Source organism: Bradyrhizobium sp. CCBAU 11430 (assembly GCF_028128855.1).
Classification (GTDB): domain Bacteria; phylum Pseudomonadota; class Alphaproteobacteria; order Rhizobiales; family Xanthobacteraceae; genus Bradyrhizobium; species Bradyrhizobium ottawaense.
Genome location: NZ_LBJV01000032.1, coordinates 1 through 23,352 on the forward strand (window position 1 = coordinate 1; position 23,352 = coordinate 23,352).

A 23,352-nucleotide genomic window follows, 5' to 3' on the forward strand; every position below is an offset into this window, starting at 1 on the left:
CGTGCAGACCGCGACGGTCAATGCCAACGGCACCGCGACGCTTGCGACCGCCACCGGCCAGTCGAACTCGTTGATCAATGCTTCGGGTCAGCTCAAGATCTCGACCGGTGTCAATGCCGATCTGTCGATCACCGGCACCGGCAACGCGCTGAACGCGCTCGGCCTCGCCGGCAACACCGGGACTGCGACCGCCTTCACCGCGGCCCGCACCTCGGGCGTCGGCGGCATCAGCGGCAAGACCTTGACCTTCTCGTCCTTCAACGGCGGCACGGCGGTCAACGTCACCTTCGGCGACGGCACCAACGGCACGGTCAAGACGCTCGATCAGCTCAACACGAAGCTTCAGGCCAACAACCTGACGGCGACGATCGACGCCAACGGCCTGCTGACGGTCTCGACCACCAACGACTACGCGTCCTCGACCATCGGTTCGAACGCCGCGGGTGGTGCGATCGGCGGCACGCTGACCACGGCGCTGACGTTCTCGACGGCTTCCAGCCCCGTCCAGGATACGGTTGCGCAGACCTCGCGTGCGAATCTCGTCAACCAGTACAACAACATCCTCCAGCAGATCGATTCGACTGCTCAGGACTCCTCGTTCAACGGTGTCAACCTCTTGAACGGCGACCAGCTCAAGCTGGTGTTCGACGAGACCGCCAAGTCGAGCCTGAGCATCACGGGCGTGACCTACAACTCCAAGGGTCTGGGCCTCGCTGCGTTGACCAGCGGTGTCGACTTCATCGACAACGCTGCCACCAACAAGGTGCTCACGAACCTGAACTCCGCCTCGAGCACGCTCCGTTCGGAAGCCTCGGCTCTGGGCTCGAACCTGACCATCGTGCAGGTTCGTCAGGACTTCAACAAGAACCTGATCAACGTGCTGCAGACCGGTTCGTCCAACCTCACGCTGGCCGACACCAACGTCGAGGCGGCCAACAGCCAGGCGCTGTCGACTCGTCAGTCGATCGCGGTCTCCGCGCTGTCGCTGGCCAACCAGTCGCAGCAGAGCGTGCTGCAACTGCTCCGCTAACAAGCGGACGACATCGCAAGACGTTAGGGCGGCGGGGCCTCGGCCCCGCCGCTTTTTTGTTGATCGCCCGAGGTTTTGAGAGGGCAGATGACGCTCCGAAAAGTAACCAGCGGTTATGGTTAATGGAGCGTAAGCGCAAAGAATTGCCAATGATTTCAGGCTGATTGCCATCTCGCTCCGCGCGTCCCGCCCGCTCATGGTGAACCGGCGCTTACGCAGGCGATGCTCGTTTCACCCTTTGTTAGCCATGTCGCGGCACGCTGGCCCCGTCACTCGATCCGAAGCGATCGAACGAAGACGCGTAAGCCAGAAGGGTAAGAGTCATGTCAGGTATTGTTCTCTCTGCGTCGGTTCGTCAGAACCTCCTCTCTCTCCAGTCCACCGCCGACCTCCTCGCCACCACACAGAACCGTCTGTCGACCGGCAAGAGCGTCAATTCGGCCCTGGACAATCCCACCAACTTCTTCACGGCACAGTCGCTCGACAACCGCGCCAGCGACATCAACAATCTGCTCGACGGCATCGCCAACGGCGTGCAGGTGCTTCAGGCCGCCAACACCGGCCTGACCTCGCTGCAGAAGCTGATCGACAGCGCCAAGTCGATCGCCAATCAGGCGCTGCAGACCACGGTCGGCTACTCCACCAAGTCCAACGTCTCCACCACGATCGCCGGCGCGACGGCGGCCGACCTGCGCGGCACGACGAGCTTCGCCAGCGCGACCGCGAGCAGCAACGTGCTGTATAACGGCACGGCCGGCGGCACCACGGCGGCGAACGGCACCACGACGCTCGGCGCCACCATCGGCACCTTCACGGGCACTGCGGGAACGGCCGGCGACGGCACCACGGCTCTGACCGGCGCCATCACCCTGATCGCCACCAACGGCACGACCGCCACCGGCCTGCTCGGCAACGCCCAGCCCGCCGACGGCGACACGCTGACCGTGAACGGCAAGACCATCACCTTCCGCTCCGGCTCTGCTCCGGCGTCGACTGGCGTTCCGTCCGGCTCGGGCGTCAGCGGCAACCTCGTCACCGACGGCAACGGCAACACCACGGTCTATCTCGGCACGGCGGGCACGCCGGCTGCGACCGTCAGCGATCTGTTGACCGCGGTCGATCTGGCCAGCGGCGTCAAGACGGCATCCATCACCGCGGGTGCTGCGACGCTCGCCACCAGCTTCAACCAGACCGCTTCGAGCGTTGGTGCCGGCGCCGTCACGCTGAAGAGCTCGACGGGCGCGGATCTGAGCGTCACCGGCAAGGCCGACCTGCTCAAGTCTCTCGGCCTGACCACATCTTCGGGTGCAGGCAATGCCAGCTTGAACGTCAACCGGACTACGACCGCGGGCTCGCTGGGTGCGACCATCGCGGATGGTTCGACGCTGAACGTCGACGGCCACGTCATCATCTTCAAGAACGCGCCGACCCCGGGCACGACCGGAGCTCCGAGCGTTCCGAGCGGGTATGGTGCGAACGGCAACGTCGTCACGGACGGCAACGGCAACTCGACGGTCTATCTGCAGGGCGGTACGGTCAATGACGTGCTGAAGGCGATCGACCTTGCCACAGGCGTGCAGACCGCGACGATCAACGCCAGCGGCGTCGCGGCGCTTTCGACCGCCACCGGCCAGTCGAACTCGACGATCAACACGTCCGGCCAGCTCAAGATCTCGACCGGCATCAACGCCGACCTGTCGATCACCGGCACCGGCAACGCGCTGAACGTGTTCGGCCTCGCCGGCAACACCGGAAACGCAACGGCCTTCTCCGCCGCCCGCACCTCCGGTATCGGCGGCCTCAGCGGCAAGACCTTGACCTTCTCCTCCTTCAATGGTGGCACGGCGGTCAACGTCACCTTCGGCGACGGTACCAACGGCACGGTCAAGACGCTCGATCAGCTCAACACGAAGCTTCAGGCCAACAACCTCGCGGCGACGATCGACGCCAACGGCCTGCTGACGATCACGGCGTCCAATGACTACGCCTCATCCACGCTCGGCTCCACGGCCGCCGGCGGTGCGATCGGCGGCACGCTCACTTCAGCGCTGACGTTCTCGACGGCTTCCACCCCCGTGCAGGATGCGGTCGCACAGACGGCGCGTGCCAATCTGGTGTCTCAGTACAACAACATCCTGAACCAGATCGACACGACCTCGCAGGACTCCTCGTTCAACGGCGTCAACCTCCTGAACGGCGACCAGCTCAAGCTGGTGTTCGACGAGACCGGCAAGTCGAGCCTGAACATCACCGGCGTGACCTACAACTCCAAGGGTCTGGGCCTCGCCGCGCTGACCGTCGGTGTCGACTTCATCGACAACGCGGCGTCCAACCGGGTGCTGACCAATCTGAACGCGGCGTCGAGCACGCTGCGCTCGGAAGCCTCGAGCCTCGGTTCGAACCTCTCGGTCGTGCAGATCCGTCAGGACTTCAACAAGAACCTGATCAACGTGCTGCAGACCGGCTCGTCCAACCTGACCCTGGCCGACACCAACGTCGAGGCGGCCAACAGCCAGGCGCTGTCGACCCGCCAGTCCATCGCGGTCTCCGCGCTGTCGCTGGCCAACACCTCGCAGCAGAGCGTGCTCCAGCTGCTTCGCTAATAAGCGACTGAAACTACTAAAAAAAACCGGGCGGCGGGGTCATTTGTCCCGCCGCTCTTTTTTGCGTCCGGAGACGGGCAGGGGCGTTCATCGGCCATTAACCCTATCCCTTAAACCGGCGTTAACCATACTTTAAAGGAGACCCCCTAAGACTGGACAAAAGCCCGCTTTGCAGACCGCGCGGCCGATTCGTATCCGGTTCAAGAGGAAGACTCGCCAATGTCCAACATCGTTCTCTCGGCGTCCGTTCGCCAGAACCTGTTGTCGCTGCAGTCGACGGCCGACTTGCTGGCCACGACGCAGGAGCGGCTGTCGACCGGCAAGAAGGTCAACACCGCGCTCGACAATCCCACCAACTTCTTCACGGCGCAGGGGCTCGACAACCGGGCGAGCGACATCAGCAACCTGCTCGATGGCATCAACAACGGTGTCCAGGTGCTGCAGGCCGCCAACACCGGCATCACCTCGCTGCAGAAGCTGATCGACAGCGCGAAATCGATCGCCAACCAGGCGCTGCAGACCACGGTCGGCTATTCCACCAAGTCGAACGTCTCCACCACGATTCCCGGTGCGACTCCGGCCGACCTGCGCGGCACGACCTCCTATGCGAGCGCGACCGCCAAGAGCAACGTGCTTTATACCGGTGCTGCCGGTGGCACGACCCCGGTCACTGGGACTGCGGCGCTCGGCGCGTCGCTGGGTTCAAGCGCGGGTACGGTGGTCGGGTTCGCCGCGACGGCGGCCGACGGCACCACCGCACTCTCCGGCACCGCCACACTGGTCGGCACCACCGCATCCACCACATTCGGGAGTGCGCCTGCGGATGGCGACACCATCACGGTGAACGGCAAGACCATCACCTTCCGCACCGGCATCGCTCCGAGCACGCAACCGACCGGCTGGGGCCTCGACGCCAGCGGGCATATCGCCACCGACGGCAACGGCAATTCGATCGTCTATGAGGGAACGGCGGCTGCGCCCGGTGCGACCATCAACGACGTCCTCAGCGCGATCGACCTCGCCAGCGGCGTCAAGACCGCCACGATCAGCGCGAGCGCGGCGACCATCGCGGTCAGCGGTTCGGCGGGTCCCGTCGGTACGCTTCAGGTGGCATCGTCCATCACGGCGGGCGCTGTTACATTGAAGAGCTCGACCGGCGCCGATCTGAGCGTGACGGGCAAGGCCGACTTCCTCAACAAGCTCGGTCTGACCGCGGCGACCGGCGCAGGCAATGCGAGCGTGACCGCGAACCGGTCGACGACCGCCGGCTCGCTCGGCTCTCTCGTTCAGGACGGCTCGACGCTCAATATCGACGGTCACACCATCACGTTCAAGAACGCGCAGACGCCGCAATCGGCGGCGAGCGTCACGTCGGGTGGCGTCAGCGGCAACATCGTCACCGACGGCAACGGCAACTCGACGGTCTATATCCAGAGCGCGACGCTGACCGACCTGCTCAACGCGGTCGACCTTGCCACTGGCGTCAAGACCGCGAGCATCTTCAACGGCGCGGCGGCGCTGTCGACCACCGCGGGCCAGATCCCGTCGTCGGTCAACAGCAGCGGTCAGCTTGCGCTCTCCACCGGCATCAACGCCGATCTCTCGATCACCGGCACGGGCAACGCGCTCAGCGCGTTCGGTCTCAGCGGCAACACGGGAACGGCGACCGCCTTCACCGCTGCGCGGACCTCCGGTGTTGGCGGTGTCAGCGGCAAGACTCTGACCTTCTCCTCCTTCAACGGCGGTACGCCGGTGAACGTCACCTTCGGCGACGGCACCAACGGTACGGTCAAGACGCTCGACCAGCTCAATGTGCAGCTGCAGGCCAACCACCTGACGGCGACGATCGACGCCAACGGCGTGCTGACGGTCACCACCGTCAACGAATACGCCTCCTCGACCCTTGGCTCGACTGCCGCGGGCGGCGCGGTCGGTGGTACGCTCACCGGCGTGCTCGCCTTTACCACTGCACAGCCGCCGGTTCAGGATCCCGTCGCGCAGACGGCGCGTTCGAGCCTGGTCAGCCAGTTCAACAACATCCTGGCGCAGATCGACACGACGTCGCAGGACTCGTCCTTCAACGGCATCAACCTGCTCAACGGCGACACGCTGAAGCTGGTCTTCAACGAGACCGGCAGCTCCACGCTCGGCATCAACGGCGTCGTGTTCAACGCGGCCGGCCTCGGCCTCAGCAATCTCGTTCCCGGCACGGACTTCATCGACAACGGCGCCACCAACAAGGTGCTGGCCAGCCTGAATGCCGCCTCGAGCAGGCTGCGCTCGGAAGGATCTTCGCTCGGTTCGAACCTCTCGATCGTGCAGGTGCGTCAGGACTTCTCCAAGAACCTGATCAACGTGCTGCAGACCGGCTCGTCGAATCTGACCCTCGCCGACACCAACGAGGAAGCGGCCAACAGCCAGGCGCTGTCGACCCGCCAGTCGATCGCGGTGTCCGCGCTGTCGCTGGCCAACCAGTCGCAACAGAGCGTGCTGCAGCTGCTCCGCTAATCTCGCAGCGCAAGATCGCCACACGATATATCGCGGCGGGGCTAACGCTCCGCCGTTCTTTTGAGGGAGATCGCTAGGACAAGATTAGCTGAGATCGACACGCATCACGCGAGCGAGTTTACATCGTGCGTGCGTGGATCTAGCGTTGCGCTGACGAAGAGCTCCGCGACCCGTAATTATCCGGAGTGCTTCCAAGCACACATGTAAGCAAATCTTAAGCGGTGCTGCCTAGGGTTGGGAAAGAAATCCTTAAGCGCGTCCAACGCGCTAGGTAACCTCCAGGGTGTGATTGATGTCGAATTCCGCTGCCTCGGCTTACGCGCGCGTTGCAACGACCACTGCATCTCCTCGCGACATCGAGGCGCAGACCCTGCTCAAGGCCGCGAACAAGCTCCAGGATGCGGTGAACAACGCCGATCCGCTCAGCGAGCAGACCATGCAGGCGCTGATGTTCAACCGCAAGCTCTGGACCATCTTCCTGAGCGAGGCGATGCGCGACAACAATCCGCAGCCGATCGACGTCCGGCAGAAGATCGCCAACATCAGCGTGTTCGTGCTGAGCCAGACCGCCGCGCTGCAGATGAGCCCGCAGTTCGATCACTTCCGTCCGCTGATCGAGATCAACCGCAATATCGCCGCGGGCCTGTCCGGGCGACCGTGACGGCGACTCGTGATGGCCGCATCACGAGAATCCCAGACTAACTGTCCTTCGGAAACACGAATTTCGCGCTGACCGGTGCCGTCAGACGCAGAGCGTCGTTGCCGATCTCCCGATCGTCAGGCGCTGACGTCCGTGCTGAGCGGACGCGAGGGCTCGGACTTCATATCCAATGCATGGAAATAGGCCCGCCGGCGCAGCATCGCTTCGTCAGGGAACTGGTTGACCACCGCTTCGGTCTTGTCGTTGACGACCTGGAAGACCATGGATGCCGACGCCTGGTCGAATACGACCTGGCGCGAGACGTTCTCGTGGTTCGGCAGATCGTTGCGCACGGGTGCGCTCGTATCCGTCGCGGCGACCGTCTGGTTCACCGGAAGATCGGTTTGCACAGCCTCGTTCGCCGCCGCATTGGACGTCGTTACGATCTGCACGGGTGCCGGGATCCCCACCGGCCTGATGCTGAAATCTGTACTCATGGCAGCCTCCTGGTTGCCTAACGTGAGTCAAATCCCAACCCCTCTAATAACGCAACCATGGAACACCAGGACTGAAGACCCGGTAAGGAAACGTGACTAACCGCGCGACGATTTCGCCGCGCGGTTTTTCGTAAAATTGTCGGTTGTTTTTGTGCGCGCCCAGCTCAGAGCGAGCGGCTGACCGCGAGCGGCGTGATGTGACGCGGACCAGGAGCTGCGCGGCGACCTGCGGCAGTATAGGTGTTCGGCACGTTGCGCTTCTGGATCTCGGCATTGACGCCGCGCACGACGCTTTCGGAGACGGCGTGCGCGGTCGCGAGCACGGTGAGATTGACCTGCAGCATCGCGCGGAACGCATCGTGATGCCGGTGCAGCGTCGAGAGCAGCTCCGGCGCGGATTTCGCGAGCTGTGCCTGGTTCGCCTTCAACTGGCTGACGGCGCCGACATAGTTTCGCGACAGCTCCTGCTTCTTGCTCTCGAGCGTCATCGCCTCGCGGACCTTGCCGGCGCGAACGAGCTCGGTCTCGCGCTCGATCAGTCCGAGCAGGGCGCTCATCGCGTCCATCAGGTCTTCGGCGAGCTTGCGCGCCTCGGCGCTGCCGGGCGCGGTGTTCGGGCGCTGTTGCAGCTGCTGACGTGAGGCGTTGAAATGGTTCATCTCGTTTGACCTTATGCCGTGCGGATCGTTTTCGCCTGCTGCATGATGAGGGTGCGGTAGACTTCGGTGGCGACGCCGACGCCGCCGGCCTTGGCGAAGTTCTTGGAATATTGCTCGGTCAGCATCGAGCGCCACACGCCGGTGCCGGGCGTGTCGCCGAACGGGCCTTCGCCCTTCAGGCCCGAGGTCATCTGCGAGAACGTGCTGTTGAGGAACATCGCCTCGAAGTCGGTGGCGGTCTTCTGCGCCCTGGCCTGCTGCTTCGGCGAGACCTTTTGTAGGGCGGCGGCGAGCTCGAAATCGGGTCGGCCGTTGCGGCTCTCGACCGTGAAGGCCGACGAGGTGGCAAGGCGCGGTGTGTTGATCGTGCCGGTCTGCATCACATCACCTCGATGTCAGCTTCGATGGCACCGGCGGCCTTGATCGCCTGGAGGATGCTGATCATGTCGCGCGGACCGATGCCGAGGCCGTTGAGGCCGTCGACGAGCTGCTGGAGTGAGACGCCGTCCTTGACGACGGCGAGCTTCTTGCCGTCCTCGGTGACCGTGACGCTGCTGCGCGGCGCGACCACGGTGCGGCCGCGCGACAGCGGGTTGGGCTGGCTCACCTGCGGGCTCTCGGAGATGGTGACGGTGAGGTTGCCCTGCGCGACCGCGACGGTGGCGACGCGGACGTCGCGCCCCATCACGATGATGCCGCTGCGCTCGTCGATGACGATCTTGGCGGCGAGATCGGGGTCGACCTGGAGCTGCTCGATCTCGGTGAGGAAGGCGACGACGTTGCCCTTGAACTCGGGCGGGACCGAAAGCTGCACCGTGGAGGGATCGATCGGTTCGGCGGTCTTGACGCCGAGATAGTCATTGACCGCGGCCGCGATCCGTTTGGCCGTGGTGAAATCGGCGTTGCGCAGCGCCAGGCGCACGTTCGGCAACCGATTGAGCGCGAACTCGATCTCGCGCTCGATGATGGCGCCGTTGGCGATGCGTCCCACGGTGGGAACGCCGCGCACGATCTTGGCCGCCTCGCCCTCGGCCTGGAATCCGGAGATCGCGAGCGAGCCTTGCGCCACCGCGTAGACATTGCCGTCGGCACCCAACAGGGGGGTGACGAGCAGGGTGCCGCCCTGGAGGTTCTTGGCATCGCCGAGCGCGGAGACGGTGACGTCCATGCGCGTGCCTTGCGTGGCGAAGGCCGGCAGATTGCCGGTCACCATCACGGCTGCGACGTTCCCGGTGCGGATGGTGGCGCCGCGGATGTTGACGCCCATGCGCTCGAGCATCGCCTGCAGCGACTGCTTGGTGAAGGGGATGTTGTTGAGCGTGTCGCCGGTGCCGTTGAGGCCGACGACGAGGCCGTAGCCGATCAGCTGGTTCTGCCGCACGCCTTCGATATTGGCCAGATCCTTGATGCGCGAGGTCGCAGCCGCCGGCGCGAGCGACAGCACCAGCGCCGACAGCGCCGCGCAGGCCACCCCAACAATCCTCACCCAACGAACGCTTGGCATCCTCTGCTCCCCAAGGATCCTCAAAAGGCTCCTCAAATCGGAAGGACCTGCACGACACTCCCATGACGAGCTGGTCCGGCGCTGTCCTTGCGAGGGCTGTGCCAACCCGGGGCGGCGGGGATAGGCCGCTGAATAGGTTGAATAAATCTGTTTCGACCGGTGTCAGCCGGCGTTGTCCCTGAGGAGCGAAACTGCCGCCCGTCGGCAGATTTTGCCGGGCCGTTTACGCGCCGTTAACCATAAGACGGCGAAGGTGACCGCATCGATCACCCGGATTCCCTCCGATGCGCATCTACGGACCGAACGGCACGACGCTTGGAACGCCGGCCAACCAGGCCAGGCGGACCGGCTCCGGCACCTTCGTGTTGCCCGACACCTCGTCGGCGCAGGAGACCCGGAGCGCTGCCGCACCGAAGGCCGCCACCAACATCGACGGGTTGCTGGCGCTGCAGGGCGTCGAGGAGGACCCGGTCGAGCGCCGCAAGCGCTCGGTCACCCGCGGCAGGACCGCGCTCGACGTGCTCGACGATCTCAAGATGGGGCTCTTAGCCGGCAATCTCGACGCCTCGACCGTGATGCGCCTGCGCGATGCTGCGGCGAACCTGAAATCATCCTCCGGCGACCCTGGTCTCGATGCGGTGCTCTCCGAGATCGAGCTGCGCGTCGAGGTTGAACTCGCCAAGGCCGGACGGGCTTAATCGTCATCCGTCACCCTGAGGTGCGCGCCCTGCAATGCAATTGCAGGGCAAGCCTCGAAGGGCGACGGCCCCGCTGAAGCATCTCGGCCGTGCATCCTTCGAGGCTCCCCATGGGACGCGTTGCGTCCCATGCCTCGCGCCTCAGGATGACGGGACTGCTATTGGATCTTCGCCGCGCCCCTTACGCCGCTTCCTCCTTCTGCTGCGCGTCGTAGCGGCGCTGGGCGGCGAGAACGTCTTTCAGATTCTGCTCGGCCCAATCGCGCAGCGGATCGACTGCGCCGGCGAGCGTCAGCCCGAGCTGCGTGATCGAATACTCCACCGTGACGGGAACGGTCGCGATCGCATGGCGCCTGATCAGGCCGTCACGTTCGAGCGATTTGAGAACCTGGCTCAGCATCTTCTGCGAAATGCCTTCGATCGTGCGGCGCAACTGATTGAAGCGCATCGGCTCCTCGCGCAGCAGCAGCAGGATCAGCACCGCCCATTTGTCGCCGATGCGATCGAGAATCTGGCGGGTGGGGCAGTTCGCTGCATAGACGTCGGGTTTCATCGTCGGTCCTCGGAATCCGTTTTCGTCGCTCGCGGTGCGCGTGGCGGTTACCCTTGCGTAATCAGGTAAGCACAAAGTGCTCTCTTAACACCAGCATTCTTTGCGATATCTAGTCACTTCTAGTTACCACAGAAGCAAAGGAGCCTTCCATGAAAATCGCAGTTGCCGGCGCCTCGGGTCGGGCCGGGTCGGAAATCACCAAGGAACTGTCCCGCCGCGGCCATGCGGTCACGGCCATCGCCCGGAACCCCGAGAAGATCGCGGCCCTGCCCAACGTCACGCCGACCAAGGGCGACGTGCTCGACCAGGCGGGGCTTGCCAAGCTGTGGACCGGGCATGACGTCGCCGTGAGTTCCGTGCACTTCCTGGCGAGCGATGCGCGCAAGCTGATCGGCGCGGCGAAGGACGCCAAGGTTGGTCGTTACCTCGTCGTCGGCGGCGCCGGCAGCCTCGAAGTCGCGCCGGGCGTGAAACTGGTCACGACTCCCAATTTTCCGGCCCAATACAAGGCGGAAGCGGAAGCGGGCTCGGTCTTCCTCGACCTGCTGCGGCAGGAAAAGGATCTGAACTGGACCTTCATTTCGCCGTCGGCGCTGTTCATCGAAGGGGAGCGCACGGGCAAGTTCCGGCTTGGCACCGATCAGCTTCTCGCAGATGCGAACGGGAAGAGCTGGATCACGTTCGCTGACTACGCCATTGCGCTCGCCGACGAGATCGAACGGCCGGCCCATGTGAGGCAGCGTTTCACGGTCGGCTACTAGGCCTTCGGCCGCCCCCGGGCCCTCCAGGATAAACCTTCCTGTGCAAGGGCTTGGGGGCGCTAACCGGTTGCTCAGGGAAACATTGTCTGTCACAGGTGGCCGCTATATAAGGCCCCGCTCAACGGACTCCGTTCCGTTTGCGAGTCGTTGATTAGACAGATAGGCCGCCCTTGGAAAAGTTGAAAAACTACCGACCGACCGAAAAAGAGCCTTTCATGAACGACCGGCAGAAGGAGTACTTCCGCTTGAAGCTCCTCGCCTGGAAGGATGAGATCCTCAAAGAGTCCAAGCTCACCCTGCAAGCCCTGCAGGAGGAGAACGTCAACCACCCCGATCTCGCCGATCGGGCATCGTCCGAAACCGACCGTGCCATCGAGCTCCGCGCCCGCGACCGCCAGCGCAAGTTGATCGCCAAGATCGACGCCGCGCTCCAGCGTATCGAGGACAACACCTACGGCTATTGCGAGGACACCGGCGAGCCGATCTCGTTGAAGCGGCTCGAGGCCCGGCCCATCGCGACGCTCTCGGTGGAAGCGCAGGAGCGCCACGAGAAGCGCGAGAAGGTCTATCGCGACGAATAGAGCCCGAGCCGCCGCGTGCGGCTCTTTTGTTTTTGGCTCACGGCGTCGCTTGAACGCCGCTGGTCCGGCGCGTAGATTCGCGCCGTCATGATGATTTGCACTCTCAACATCGCATCGGTCTTCTTCCTGGGCTGAGAGCAGGCGCCTCCGTCGCGGAGGCATTGCGTCCCGCAAGTTCGACTTGCGGCCTCCCAACCGATTGAGCCAGCCGGTTCCGCAGCGAGCGGACGATGAGGGCTGGCGAGCCTTCGAGAGATCATCATGACTGCCAATCCGCGCGCGTTCGACGACGCGCAAATAGCTAAATTCATCCGCGACGGCTTTGTCCGGATCGACAATGCTTTCCCCCGTGAGCTCGCCGAGGCGGCCCGCGTCATCATCTGGCGTGATCTGCCATGCAGCGAGCACGATCCCGCGAGCTGGACCCGGCCCGTGGTGCGGCTGCCCTATTATGGCGGCCCGCCGTTCCGGGATGCCATCAACACCGGAGTGCTCCATGCCGCCTTCGACCAGGTCGTCGGGCAGGGGCGATGGCGGCCGCGACGCGATATCGGCACCTTTCCGGTGCGGTTTCCGCATCCGGACGATCCGGGCGACGACGGCTGGCATGTCGATCTCAGCTTTCCCGGCGAGGCCAGCAACCCGAACGAGACGCAGGATTTCTCGGCCTGGCGCGTCAACATCACCTCGCGGGGGCGAGCGCTGCTGCTGCTGTTCCTGTTCTCCGATGTCGGTGACCACGATGCGCCGACGCGGATCCGGGTCGGCTCGCATCTGCCGATGGCGCGCTACCTGGCGCCAGCCGGCGATGCGGGCCGGGCGCACATGCTGCTGGAGCAGATGGGGGCCGATTGTCCGGTGGCGCTCGCGACCGGTGCGGCCGGCACTGTCTATCTCTGTCATCCCTTCCTGGTTCATGCCGCGCAGAAGCATCGGGGAACGCGACCGCGCTTCCTGGCGCAACCACCGCTGCATCTCGCCGAGCCGTACCGGCTGGAGCGGAGCGAGGGCGACTACTCGCCGGTCGAGGTCGCCATTCGCCTCGCGCTTGGACGCATTTGACGGAAGCGTTGTCATTGCACGCGGCGTTGGGGCGGGTTCCTCCGCCACAACGCCGCTGTCGTCCGATGCCAATTGCCGCGATCGCGAAAAATGAATCGCGATCAATGGGCTAGAGTCGAATCCTGCATGCTCACGTGAGTTCGCATGAGAAAAAGCCTTCACTTCAGGTGCGGGAAGTTTTGCGAGTCGCATCAAGGAGATCGACCGGCATCTTGAGACGACGGCGCAGCGGCTTCACGCATCGCTGCAATCAGGGTCTCGTTCCGCGCGGGCCGGTTGGGCCTGGCGCGTGGCTCCATAAAGACCGGACCAACTCAATATTTCCTTAAGCGGCGGGAGCCCCCCGTATTCGGCCCGGCTGAGCGCCGACCAGCGCTTGTCAGGCGCGGACGGGGATGCTGAACTGAGCGGCAATGTTGCGTAGCGTGGGAGGCGGCGCCGATGGATAAGATTCTCGAAGCCGCAAAGGCGATCGCGCTGGCGCGCCGCAACCATGCGCCGCTCGCGGCGCTGGAACGTCCCCCGATGGATGAGGCCGAGGGCTACCAGGTCCAGCGCGCGCTGCACGATCTGCTGCTGCCGCATCTCGGGCCGCTAGTCGGCTACAAGATCGGCTGCACCAGCCAGGTGATGCAGGACTATATCGGCATCCCGCATCCCTGCGGCGGCGGCGTGTTCCAGAAGGGCGTGCACGACACCGGCGCCAAGCTCGCCGCCTCCAACTATGTCCGGGTCGGGGTCGAATGCGAGATCGCGGTGCGGCTGAAGCGCGATCTTGCCGCCGGCGAGGCGCCGTTCACGGCCGAATGGGTCGGCGAGGCGGTCGAGGCCTATCATCCCGCCATCGAGATCGTCGACGACCGCTACGTGAAATGGGAGGCGATGGGTGCCCCGACGCTGATCGCCGACGATTTCTTCGCGGCCGGCTGCGTGCTGGCCCCGGCGGTTCCGCGCTCGTCGGTGCCGGACCTGAAGGCGGTCAAGGGCCGCGCCATCCTCAATGGCGAGGAGGTCAGCCACGGCACCGGCGCCGACGTGCTCGGTCATCCCCACAACGCGCTCGCCTGGCTCGCCAACCATCTCGCCGCCGAAGGCAAGGGTCTACACGCGGGACAGCTCGTGCTCACCGGCAGCCTGGTCAAGACGCTGTGGCTGAAGGCCGGCGACAAGGTGCGGATGGAACTGGACGGGCTGGGGGCGGTGGAGGTGAAGTTTACGTGAGGGTGCGTTGCGATCTCCGTGCCCCGGACGCAGCGCAGCGCAGCCCTGGCGATGCGAAGCATCGTCCAGGGAGCGGTGCGCTGCAGAGCCGGGGCCCATGCAGCAGCGTGTTGCGCGGCTATCTGGGTCCCGGCTCTGCGCCGCATCGCTGACGCGCTGCGTCTTGTCCGGACAGGCGAGGGATGAGTGTCCGGCAACAATCTCGGCTTTTCCATTAAGACCACAATCGCGGACACGCCTCCGCATCCTCGCGACATCTTCGGCCCGAGCTTTGCTGTCGGCCTGCCCTCCTGAAGATCAAGAAGGCGCAGGGAAGGCCGGGCGCCGGCTGGCACCCGCAATCCCGTGTGCGAAGGATACGCGCACGGGTGGATCACAGGTGACGCCGGGACATCCCGGCCTTCCCTGTGCGATGGTTTGAACGGTGTCCTTCGTGCTCTCCTCGGGGAGCGATGCACTATTGCCCCCGTCGCCTTGCGGGATGATCGATGCGCGCACCGGTTGGCCGCCACATCACCGCAAGGCTTGACGCACAGACCCCGGGCGTCAGGACCACACGACTTCTCCGTCCGCGCACATCTTCGCCGGCCCCTCGATGGCTGGCGTGCGCTCGCCATCGAGACCAAGCGTAAGACGTTGTCAGCGCCGTGTCGTACCGCGCCTGTCGCTGCTCACGGTTTCCCGCCCTGCAGCGAACATCGCGCGCCGACGCCGTCGCGGCCACCGCATTCCATCCCGCGCTTCGTGACGATCGCGATACGCCCTCTTGGGGAATGGAACGAAACGGGAACATAATGAGGTGGTCGGAGCGTGTCAACAAGAATTTCTAAAATCCGAAAATTCTGAAATTGAAAATTGGTAACGTGTGTGGTACCAAATGATCAGGATCGAAGAATATATCGTCAACGATCGTAGCCCGTTCCGCGATTGGCGAACGACTTGATCCGCAGGCACGTGTGATGATTGCGGTCGCGATCGAGCGGTTGGCCGACGGTAACACATCGAACGTCAAGTCCATTGGGGAGGGGGCCGCCGAGCTGAAGATCAATCGCGGCCCTGGCTATCGGGTGTATTTCGGCTGGAATGGCAATTTGCTGGTCATTCTGTTGGGAGGCGGCACCAAGCAGAGACAGCAAAACGACATCGATGCGGCGCTGCGACGATGGCGGGATTACAAGTCAAGAGCAGGACAGGGGAATAGGTGATGCCATTGACCCGGAGTTTTCGTGACACCGTCCGCGCGATGGCCGAGCGCGATCCCGCCTTTCGCGAGGCGCTGTTCCTGGAGGCGATGCAGGGCCTGTTGCAGGGGGATGTCGACTATGGCCGCACCGCGCTGCGGACCTACATCAATGCCACCATCGGTTTCGAGCGGCTCAGCGAGGTGCTCGACCGTCCGCAAAAGAGCCTGATGCGGATGTTTGGGCCGCGCGGCAATCCTACGGCCGAGAACCTGATGGCGGTGATCCACGCGCTCCAGAAGGAGACCGGTGTGCATCTGGAAATACGCGCCGTCGCCGATGCGGCGTGAGGTGACGCTAGCGTTCACCGCCATTGTTGCGAGCGCAGCGACTTGTCCGCCGAAGCCTGAGCGAAGGCGGAAGCAATCCAGAGTCTTTCCACGGAGGCAGTCTGGATTGCTTCGTCGCGAAGGGCTCCTCGCAATGACGTGGATGGGACATCGCTCTTATGGGACCATCCGACGCGCAGCTGCTTCCATCCCCAAAATACATGCGGCCTCCGGCAGGGGAGCTACCGGAGGCCGCGTAGTACATCGTCGTTCGCGCCTAGGTTCGCGAACACGATGTGGGAGCTCTTGAAGAGGGTTAGAAGGGCAGCAGAACGTCCATCACCTGCTGGCCGTAGCGCGGCTGTTGCACGTCCATGATCTGGCCGCGGCCGCCATAGGCGATGCGGGCCTGGGCGATCTTGGTGGAATCGATGGTGTTGTCGCTCTGGATGTCTTCGGGGCGGACGATGCCCGCGACCACGAGCTCGCGGATCTCGAAGTTGACGCGGATCTCCTGCTTGCCCTCAACCACGAGGTTGCCGTTCGGCAGCACCTGGGTGACGACCGCGGCGACGTTGGTCTGCAAGGCTTCCGTGCGGTTGACCGAGCCCTTGCCGTCGCTGGACGCGGTGGAGTCGGCGGTGAGGATGCGGCCGGGCAGCACCTTCTGGGCCTGCGCGCCGAGCGTCTTCGCGCCGATGAAGTCGGTGATGCCTGAGTCTTCCGAATTGGTGCGGCTGCGCTGGGTCTCGTTGGCGATGTTGGCCTTGTCGGTGATGTTGACGGCCACGGTGAGGAGGTCGCCGACCTGGCGGGCGCGCTGGTCCTTGAAGAAGGCGCGGCTGCCGTTGCGCCACAGCGAGTTCGGATTGTAGGAGGCGACTTCCGGCTTCGGCATCGGCATCTGCACCGGCTTGTAGCCCGGCTGCGCCGTCGGATTGTCGATCGCGGACAATTTCGGCTGCTCGCCGATCTGCGACAGGCGGTCGATCGAGGAGCAACCGCCCAGCGCGCAAGAGGCCAGCAGGAGGGCAGAGATCGCGATGCGACGAAGGCAGAAAGCCGAACTGAAAGCGGACATGACGAACTCTTACTTGGCTTGAGCTTGCGAGACGCGAGCTTGCGGGATCTGGGCTTGTGCGATCTGGGCCGGCGACGCGGGGGCCTGCACCAGGTTCCGGAGGAGGGCTGCGGCGTCGACAGGGGCCGGCGCTTCATCGCGCTTGAGCGAGGAGGTCTGCTCGACCGCGGGCGCCATCGGCACGGACTGGCTCGCGCCCTGGATCGTCACCTGGCCGCGGCCGGTGACCACCCCGGTCAGCGTGCGCTTGGATTGCAGATTGAGCACGCTGACGGTGTCGCCCTCGGCGCCGCTCTCGACCGCCTTGCCGCGCGTGGTGAGATAGAGGCCGGGCGCCTGGAAGATGACGGTCACGGCCTGGTCGCGCACCACGAAATCAGGCTTGACGATGTCGGCGGCCCGAAGCGGCGTGCCCGCCCGCATCGCGCGGCGCAGCTGCATGCCGACGCTGCGCTCGCGCGAGGCCGGCTCGCCGGTGACCTCGGCCTTCGGCCGGCGCTCCAGCGCGACGTCGGAGGACTTCAGCGTATCGGCACGATCGATGTCGCGCGTCAGCACGGCCACTTCCACCGTCTCGATCGCGGTCCCGGTGAAGCGCAGCTTGGTCGCGGTCGGATTGCTGTCGTTGGCGATCTCGAAGGCGATGTCGAACCGGCCGCTGCGGGCGTCGTAGCGGGTTGCGACCGGCTGGAGCGCGCCGGAGTTGGAGGCATCCAGCCGCATCTCGGCGACGCCGCGGTCGAAGGTGACGGTGATGTTGGCGGCGTCCCCGAGGCCGAAGCGGCGCTCGAGCGCCGAGGCGACGGCGGTTTCGAGATCCTTGTTCGCGAGCGTGCGGGCAAGGCGGGTGACCTGGACCTCCTTGAGGTCGCCGGTCATCACGCCGATCACCTGCTTTGCGCGGAGCACTGACAGCACCTGCGCGACCGTCAGCGTGCCGGTGGTGCCGAGATCGGGCGAGCGGTAGACCGGGATCAGCGCGGCCGATCCGGCATTGTCGATGAGATCGCCGACCCGCACCACGTCCGAGGTCACGGTGACGCTCGCGCGCAGTGTCGGCGAGGCGATGAAATCGTCCGCGGCCGCTGCCGGCAGGGCCAGCGCGAGCAGGGCGGAGATGGTGGCGAGGGTAGCGCGGATCATCGTCATTGCCTCAGCGGAACAGCGCTGTGGTCGATTGCATCATCTGATCGGCGGCGCTGATCACCTTGGCGTTCATCTCGTAGGCGCGCTGGGCGGCGATCAGGTCGCTCATCTCCGAGACGACGTCGACATTGGCCTGCTCGAGGCTGCCCTGGGTGATCTTGCCGTAGCCCTCGGAGTTCGCGGTGCCGTCCTGCGGCGGGCCGGACGACGGGGTCTCGGTGAACTGGTTGCTGCCGACCGGCTGCAGGCCCGCCTTGTTGATGAAGCGGGTCACGCCGATCTGGCCGACGATCGAAGAGGTCGACGAGCCCGGCAGCGTCACCGAGACCTGGCCCTGTTCGCTCACGCTGATGCCGGACGCGTTTTGCGGGATCGTGATGCTCGGCTGCACCGGGTTGCCCTGGGCGGTGACGACGCGGCCCTGATTGTCCATCTGGAAGGTGCCGTCGCGGGTGTACTGGTAGGTGCCGTCGGGCATCAGGATCTTGAAGAAGCCTTCGCCGGACATCGCGAGGTCGAGATCGTTGCCGGTCTGCGACAGCGTGCCCTGCGTCATGCTGCGCGGCGTGCCGACGGTCTTGACGCCGCCGCCGATGTCGACGCCGACGGGCAGGATGGTGCCCTGGTCCGAGGCCTGCGCGCCGACGCGGCGGACGTGCTCGTAGATCAGGTCCTGGAACGCCGCGGTCTGCTTCTTGAAGCCGGTGGTGCGCAGGTTGGCGATGTTGTTGGAGATCACCTGAACGTTGAGTTCCTGTGCCGCCATTCCGGTCGCTGCGGTGTGAAGCGCCTGCATGTCAGTTCTCCCTCAATCAGGCCGGAACGTCGGCGAGCTTCTCGATCGCCGATTTGTGGAGGTCGCTCTGCTGCTGGAGCAGATTGGCGATGGCGGTGTAGCTGCGCATGACTTCGACCATGCGGGTCATCTCGCCGACCGAATTCACGTTCGACTTCTCGACATAGCCCTGGCGCACGCTGCTGGATTTGGCATCGGGCTGCAGGGTGGCGGAGCCGGCGGCATAGAGATTGGCGCCGAGCTTGGTCAGCTTGGTCGGATCGTCGAACGAGGCCATGCGGATCTTGCCGCGGATCGAGTCGGTCTTGGCGGTGCCCTCGAGCACCGTGATGGTGCCGTCGGGCGCGACGTTGATGTCGTGATCGGTCGGCTGGAAGGTGATCGGGCCGCCGGTGCCGAGCACCAGATTGCCGTCGGGGGTGACGAGCTGGCCAGTGGCGTTGAGCGAGAACTTGCCGTCGCGGGTGAACATCTCGCCGCCATTGGCCTGCACCGCGAAATAGGCGTTGCCGTCGATCGCCATGTCGAGCGGGTTGTTGGTCGGCTCCATCGGCCCCTGGCCGATGTCGCGGTAGGTGCCGCGGTCCTGCACATAGGAGACCCGGCGGTCCGCGCCGATGAAATTGTCCTCACGCGCGTTCGAGTTGAGGTACTCCTCGAACAGCGAATGGTCGGCCTTGAAGCCGTTGGTGTTGGCATTGGCGACGTTGTTGGCGATGACATCCATCTGCCGTTCCAACGTCATCTGCCGTGACAAGCCGATCAGAAGCGCGTTCTGCATCGGAAATCTCCCCTGAGCGATCTGCCATTTCGCTCTCCCAAGCGCCTTGGCGGACCCCGTGAACGAGACTGTCGGGTTCTCCCAAACCGTCGGGTCTCGGTCCTTTCTCAGCGAAAGCCGTGCCAACCTAGAAAACTTCGTAATTTCAGTGGTTTGCTGATTTTTAGGGGGCGCTGGAGGGCGGCAGAAAGGTTCTGTTAGCCATGTCTGCCCGGCAGATTTTTCCTAGTGGAGGCCCAATCGAAAGATTCCGTTAACCATTATTACCGTAGCGTTTGCCATGAAGAGGAGCGCATTGCGCCGGGGCATTTGTATCGCGTCCTTGTCTTAAGGCTTCGCTCTTTCGACCCCTTTGAGAGATCCGGGCGCGGCGACCATGGCAGAGAATGAAGCGGAAGGCGGCGCAGCCACTGAGGGCGCGGAAGCCGCTCCGCCGAAGAACAAGCTGAAGCTCATCATCATGGCCGTCGGCCTGCTCGCCGTTCTCGGCGGCGGTGCTGCGACCTGGTTCTTCTTCTTCCGGCACGGCGACGACGAGCATCATGCCGAGGCCGCGCCTCCGCCGAAGCCGCCGTCCTTCGTCGACGTTCCCGACATCATGGTCAACCTCGCCGGTGCGCCCGGCGAGCGCGTGCAATATCTGCGGCTGAAGATCGTGCTGGAGCTGAAGGAAGAGAAGCAGATCGAGGCGATCAAGCCGACGATGCCGCGCGTCACCGACATCTTCCAGACCTATGTGCGCGAGCTGCGCCCCTCCGACCTCAACGGTTCCGCCGGCATCTTCCGCCTCAAGGAGGAGCTGACCAAGCGCGTCAACGCGGCGGTCGCTCCGGTCCAGGTCAGCGCGGTGCTGTTCAAGGAAGTCGTGATCCAGTGAGGACGCTGCGGAAGGTGATGGGCTAGCGTCATGGCCGGCAACGAGCAAATGGACCAGGATGCGATTGCCGCCCAATGGGAGGCATCGCTCGATTCGGAGGATCCCGCCGAGGCCGCGAAGGCTGCGGCCGAGAACGAGCTGTCGGAGACCATGGCCCTGCAATGGGCCGCCATGGTCGAGGACGGCAGCCGCGATCTCGGCAGCGGCAAGAATTCCGGCGAGCGGGTGCTGTCGCAGGAGGAGATCGACAATCTCCTCGGCTTCACCGTCGGCGACGTCACCCTCGACGACCATTCCGGCATTCGCGCGATCATCGATTCGGCGATGGTCTCCTACGAGCGTCTGCCGATGCTCGAAATCGTCTTCGACCGCCTGGTGCGGCTGATGACGACGTCCCTGCGCAATTTCACCTCCGACAACGTCGAAGTCTCGCTCGACCGCATCACCTCGGTGCGTTTCGGCGACTACATGAACTCGATCCCGCTGCCAGCCGTCCTCACCGTCTTCAAGGCCGAGGAATGGGAAAACTTCGGCATGGCGACGGTCGATTCCAACCTGATCTATTCGATGATCGACGTGCTGCTCGGTGGCCGCCGCGGCACCAGCCAGCTCCGCATCGAGGGCCGGCCCTACACCACGATCGAGACCGAGCTGGTCAAGCGGCTGGTCGAGGTGGTGCTCGCCGACGCCGAGCAGGCATTCCGGCCGCTGTCGCCGGTGACCTTCACGATCGACCGGCTCGAGACCAACCCGCGTTTCGCCGCGATCAGCCGTCCCGCCAATGCCGCGATCCTGGTGCGCCTGCGCATCGACATGGAAGACCGCGGCGGCAACATCGAGCTGCTGCTGCCTTATGCGACCATCGAGCCGATCCGGGGCGTCCTGCTCCAGATGTTCATGGGCGAAAAGTTCGGCCGCGACCCGGTCTGGGAAGGCCATTTCGCCACCGAGATCGTGCAGGCCGAGATCGCCGTCGATGCCGTGCTCTACGAGGCCGACATCCCGCTCAAGCAGCTGATGCGGCTCAAGGTCGGCGACACCCTGCCGCTGGACATGCGCGCCGACGCCAACGTCACCGTGCGCTGCGGCGACGTCACGCTGACCGAGGGGCGGATGGGCCGGGTCGGCGACCGCGTCGCGATTCGCGTGACGAAACCCTTGCGCAAGCCAAGTACGACACTTGCGATGTTCGAGAAGGTGGACGAGCAGAACAAGATGATGGAGGCCCCATGAACCACTCCCTGGGAATGGCGATCGAGACGCTGGTGGCTATCCTGCTGATGCTGACGATCGTTTATTGCGTCATGCTCAACAAGCGGCTGACGCGGCTGAAGGCGGACGAGCATTCGCTGAAGGCGGTGATCGGCGAGCTGATCACCGCGACCGAGATCGCCGAGCGCGCGATCGGCGGGCTGAAGCTGGCGGTGCGCGACGTCAACGAGAATCTCGGCAGCCAGCTCGCGGCGGCGACGCAGATGTCGGACCAGCTCTACAAGCAGCTCGGCGAGGCCGACAACGTGGTGCGCCGGCTGTCCAAGATCGCGATCGCCGCGCGCCCCATGACCGGTCCGGAAACGGTCGTCGCACCCGCAGCCAAGCCATCGACGGCGAAGGCGGTGGCGGCTGCGGCCGAAGCCTTCTCCGAGCGCCGACGATCCAACGGCCTTGCCGCATGAAGTCAGGGGTATGAAGTCCTTTCGTAACATCCGCGTCATCCCGGTCGTCCTGGTTGCCGTCGCAGGCCTCGCCACGCTGAAGGTGGCGGGTCTCGTGATCAATGGCGGCTATGTGTTCGACTACAAGCCGAACCAGACCAGGAAATCCTGGGCGCAGGAGAATCTGAACTTCCCGACCGGCCGCGAGGAGCCGGAGATCATCACCGGCTCAACCCATGGCGCGCCGAAGGAGGCGCCCAAGCCGGCCGCGCCGGAGACCAAGCCGGAAGGCACTGTGGTCAAGGTCGACGAAGCCCAGCCGCAGGTCTCGGCCTCCGAGCGCGCGATCCTCGAGCGGTTGCAGGCGCGCCGCCAGGAGATCGAGGCCCGCCAGCGCGAGATCGACATCCGCGAGAGCCTGCTCAAGTCGGCCGAGAAGCGCATCGAAGGCAAGGTTGAGGAGATGAAGGCGGTGGAAACCCGCATCTCCGCGACGCAGGCCGAGCAGAAGGCCGCCGAAGCCCAGCGCATGAAGGGCCTCGTGACCATGTACGAGGGCATGAAGCCCAAGGACGCCGCACGGGTGTTCGACCGGCTGGAGATGGGCGTGCTGATCGAGATCGCCTCGGCGATCGCGCCGCGGAAGATGTCGGACATCATGGGACTGATGTCGCCGGAGGCCGCCGAGAAGCTGACGGTCGAGATGGCCCGCCGTGCCAATGGCGGCGGCGATCAGTCGGCCTCGGCCGGCGAGCTGCCCAAGATCGACGGCAAGCCGACGCAAAAGCCGAATTGAGGGCGCGAGGCGAAGAGGGCTATCGCGACCTGGCGCGTTGTCGCGTGGCCAGTTCGACCGGCGCCCAGCGAGAGGCCTTGCGGGTCTAGTTCGCGAAGACCTGTTGCACCCTGCGAACAGGCGCCTGCTTCTCCAGCCGAGGAAGAGTATCGACCTGCTGCTTGATTAGCGCTGCCTTCGTGACGCGAGTCACGAGCTGCAGGGTGCTATGGCAACAGGAGCACTCATATATTTTCAGGGCATATCCTCTGGCGATCGGAACGATCGCTACGACCGCTCTTGCCCTGCTACACACAATGCAACCGGCTTCTCCGCTCATTGATTACCCCCAAAGCTAACCAATGCGATTCGCATCGCCGAGGTCACATCTGATTCAGAGTCGCGCGCGAACCG

24 protein-coding genes are annotated in these 23,352 nt (G+C 64.6%); 15 read left to right on the plus strand and 9 right to left on the minus strand.

Going from position 1 to position 23,352, the window contains the following annotated elements; all coding sequences use genetic code 11:
* From XI04_RS08950 to flaF, 4 genes are all read left to right on the plus strand, one after another.
* A partial coding sequence (locus tag XI04_RS08950) for a DUF1522 domain-containing protein (protein ID WP_271623621.1) occupies positions 1-1,030 on the plus strand: 1,030 nt, incomplete at its 5' end.
* Between the two features lie 323 nt (positions 1,031-1,353).
* On the plus strand, positions 1,354-3,633 hold the full coding sequence (locus tag XI04_RS08955; RefSeq protein WP_038974412.1) for a DUF1522 domain-containing protein: 2,280 nt from the start codon (positions 1,354-1,356) through the stop codon (positions 3,631-3,633).
* Between the two features lie 219 nt (positions 3,634-3,852).
* Positions 3,853-6,141, plus strand: a complete 2,289-nt coding sequence (locus XI04_RS08960; protein ID WP_028142743.1) for a DUF1522 domain-containing protein — start codon at positions 3,853-3,855, stop codon at positions 6,139-6,141.
* A gap of 292 nt (positions 6,142-6,433) precedes the next feature.
* A complete protein-coding gene (flaF, locus tag XI04_RS08965; protein WP_008554779.1) occupies positions 6,434-6,802 on the plus strand; it encodes a flagellar biosynthesis regulator FlaF in 369 nt (122 codons plus the stop codon).
* A gap of 116 nt (positions 6,803-6,918) precedes the next feature.
* Here flaF and XI04_RS08970 read toward each other — a convergent pair whose 3' ends face one another.
* From XI04_RS08970 to XI04_RS08985, 4 genes are all read right to left on the minus strand, one after another.
* A complete protein-coding gene (locus XI04_RS08970; RefSeq protein ID WP_028142744.1) occupies positions 6,919-7,278 on the minus strand; it encodes a hypothetical protein in 360 nt (119 codons plus the stop codon).
* Between the two features lie 164 nt (positions 7,279-7,442).
* Positions 7,443-7,937, minus strand: coding sequence for a hypothetical protein (locus XI04_RS08975; protein ID WP_028142745.1), 495 nt, complete (start codon positions 7,935-7,937; stop codon positions 7,443-7,445).
* An 11-nt stretch (positions 7,938-7,948) separates the two neighbouring features.
* Entirely contained in the window at positions 7,949-8,317 is a 369-nt protein-coding gene (flgJ, locus tag XI04_RS08980; protein ID WP_271608688.1) for a flagellar assembly peptidoglycan hydrolase FlgJ, read from the minus strand.
* Positions 8,317-9,441 (minus strand): flagellar basal body P-ring protein FlgI, encoded by a 1,125-nt coding sequence (locus XI04_RS08985; protein ID WP_271594840.1) that lies wholly within the window; start codon positions 9,439-9,441, stop codon positions 8,317-8,319. Before XI04_RS08985 ends, flgJ begins: the two co-directional genes overlap by 1 nt.
* Positions 9,442-9,725: 284 nt before the next feature.
* On the opposite strand from XI04_RS08985, the gene XI04_RS08990 reads away from it, so the two are divergent.
* The gene (locus tag XI04_RS08990) at positions 9,726-10,139 is read left to right on the plus strand and encodes a flagellar assembly protein FliX (RefSeq protein ID WP_018321841.1); all 414 of its coding nucleotides are present in this window, start codon (positions 9,726-9,728) and stop codon (positions 10,137-10,139) included.
* A 181-nt stretch (positions 10,140-10,320) separates the two neighbouring features.
* On the opposite strand, the gene XI04_RS08995 is transcribed toward XI04_RS08990, so the two are convergent.
* Positions 10,321-10,692, minus strand: coding sequence for a winged helix-turn-helix transcriptional regulator (locus XI04_RS08995; protein WP_028142748.1), 372 nt, complete (start codon positions 10,690-10,692; stop codon positions 10,321-10,323).
* 149 nt (positions 10,693-10,841) lie between these two features.
* On the opposite strand from XI04_RS08995, the gene XI04_RS09000 reads away from it, so the two are divergent.
* The 6 genes from XI04_RS09000 to XI04_RS09025 all read left to right on the plus strand — a co-directional run bounded on the left by XI04_RS09000 (position 10,842) and on the right by XI04_RS09025 (position 15,848).
* On the plus strand, positions 10,842-11,453 hold the full coding sequence (locus XI04_RS09000; RefSeq protein ID WP_152102694.1) for an NAD(P)-dependent oxidoreductase: 612 nt from the start codon (positions 10,842-10,844) through the stop codon (positions 11,451-11,453).
* 215 nt (positions 11,454-11,668) lie between these two features.
* On the plus strand, positions 11,669-12,034 hold the full coding sequence (dksA, locus tag XI04_RS09005; protein ID WP_008554760.1) for an RNA polymerase-binding protein DksA: 366 nt from the start codon (positions 11,669-11,671) through the stop codon (positions 12,032-12,034).
* A gap of 261 nt (positions 12,035-12,295) precedes the next feature.
* Positions 12,296-13,096, plus strand: a complete 801-nt coding sequence (locus XI04_RS09010; RefSeq protein WP_271608689.1) for a phytanoyl-CoA dioxygenase — start codon at positions 12,296-12,298, stop codon at positions 13,094-13,096.
* Between the two features lie 441 nt (positions 13,097-13,537).
* A complete protein-coding gene (locus XI04_RS09015; protein WP_038948120.1) occupies positions 13,538-14,317 on the plus strand; it encodes a 2-keto-4-pentenoate hydratase in 780 nt (259 codons plus the stop codon).
* 959 nt (positions 14,318-15,276) lie between these two features.
* Positions 15,277-15,522: a type II toxin-antitoxin system RelE/ParE family toxin gene (locus XI04_RS09020; RefSeq protein WP_271608691.1), complete on the plus strand. Its 246-nt coding sequence runs from the start codon at positions 15,277-15,279 to the stop codon at positions 15,520-15,522.
* Positions 15,522-15,848 carry a helix-turn-helix domain-containing transcriptional regulator gene (locus XI04_RS09025; protein WP_038971603.1) on the plus strand — a complete coding sequence of 109 codons (327 nt, stop codon included), beginning with the start codon at positions 15,522-15,524 and terminating at the stop codon, positions 15,846-15,848. Before XI04_RS09020 ends, XI04_RS09025 begins: the two co-directional genes overlap by 1 nt.
* A 295-nt stretch (positions 15,849-16,143) precedes the next feature.
* Here the strand turns inward: XI04_RS09025 and flgH are convergent, their stop codons facing one another.
* From flgH to flgF, 4 genes are read right to left on the minus strand one after another with little or no spacing between them, the layout of a single operon-like run.
* Positions 16,144-16,908, minus strand: coding sequence for a flagellar basal body L-ring protein FlgH (gene flgH / locus XI04_RS09030; protein ID WP_271608692.1), 765 nt, complete (start codon positions 16,906-16,908; stop codon positions 16,144-16,146).
* A 9-nt stretch (positions 16,909-16,917) separates the two neighbouring features.
* Positions 16,918-18,051 (minus strand): flagellar basal body P-ring formation chaperone FlgA, encoded by a 1,134-nt coding sequence (gene flgA, locus XI04_RS09035; protein ID WP_028142755.1) that lies wholly within the window; start codon positions 18,049-18,051, stop codon positions 16,918-16,920.
* A gap of 10 nt (positions 18,052-18,061) precedes the next feature.
* Positions 18,062-18,850 (minus strand): flagellar basal-body rod protein FlgG, encoded by a 789-nt coding sequence (gene flgG, locus XI04_RS09040; protein WP_028142756.1) that lies wholly within the window; start codon positions 18,848-18,850, stop codon positions 18,062-18,064.
* A 16-nt stretch (positions 18,851-18,866) separates the two neighbouring features.
* Positions 18,867-19,631, minus strand: a complete 765-nt coding sequence (gene flgF / locus XI04_RS09045) for a flagellar basal-body rod protein FlgF (protein WP_028142757.1) — start codon at positions 19,629-19,631, stop codon at positions 18,867-18,869.
* A 376-nt stretch (positions 19,632-20,007) separates the two neighbouring features.
* Here flgF and fliL point away from each other — a divergent pair, with 376 nt between their 5' ends.
* From fliL to XI04_RS09065, 4 genes are read left to right on the plus strand one after another with little or no spacing between them, the layout of a single operon-like run.
* On the plus strand, positions 20,008-20,508 hold the full coding sequence (fliL, locus tag XI04_RS09050) for a flagellar basal body-associated protein FliL (protein WP_028142758.1): 501 nt from the start codon (positions 20,008-20,010) through the stop codon (positions 20,506-20,508).
* 30 nt (positions 20,509-20,538) lie between these two features.
* Positions 20,539-21,741, plus strand: coding sequence for a flagellar motor switch protein FliM (fliM, locus tag XI04_RS09055; RefSeq protein ID WP_018321852.1), 1,203 nt, complete (start codon positions 20,539-20,541; stop codon positions 21,739-21,741).
* A complete protein-coding gene (locus tag XI04_RS09060; protein WP_028142759.1) occupies positions 21,738-22,184 on the plus strand; it encodes a DUF6468 domain-containing protein in 447 nt (148 codons plus the stop codon). Before fliM ends, XI04_RS09060 begins: the two co-directional genes overlap by 4 nt.
* A gap of 10 nt (positions 22,185-22,194) precedes the next feature.
* Positions 22,195-22,959, plus strand: coding sequence for a MotE family protein (locus XI04_RS09065; protein ID WP_028142760.1), 765 nt, complete (start codon positions 22,195-22,197; stop codon positions 22,957-22,959).
* The last annotated feature ends 393 nt before the right edge of the window (positions 22,960-23,352 follow it).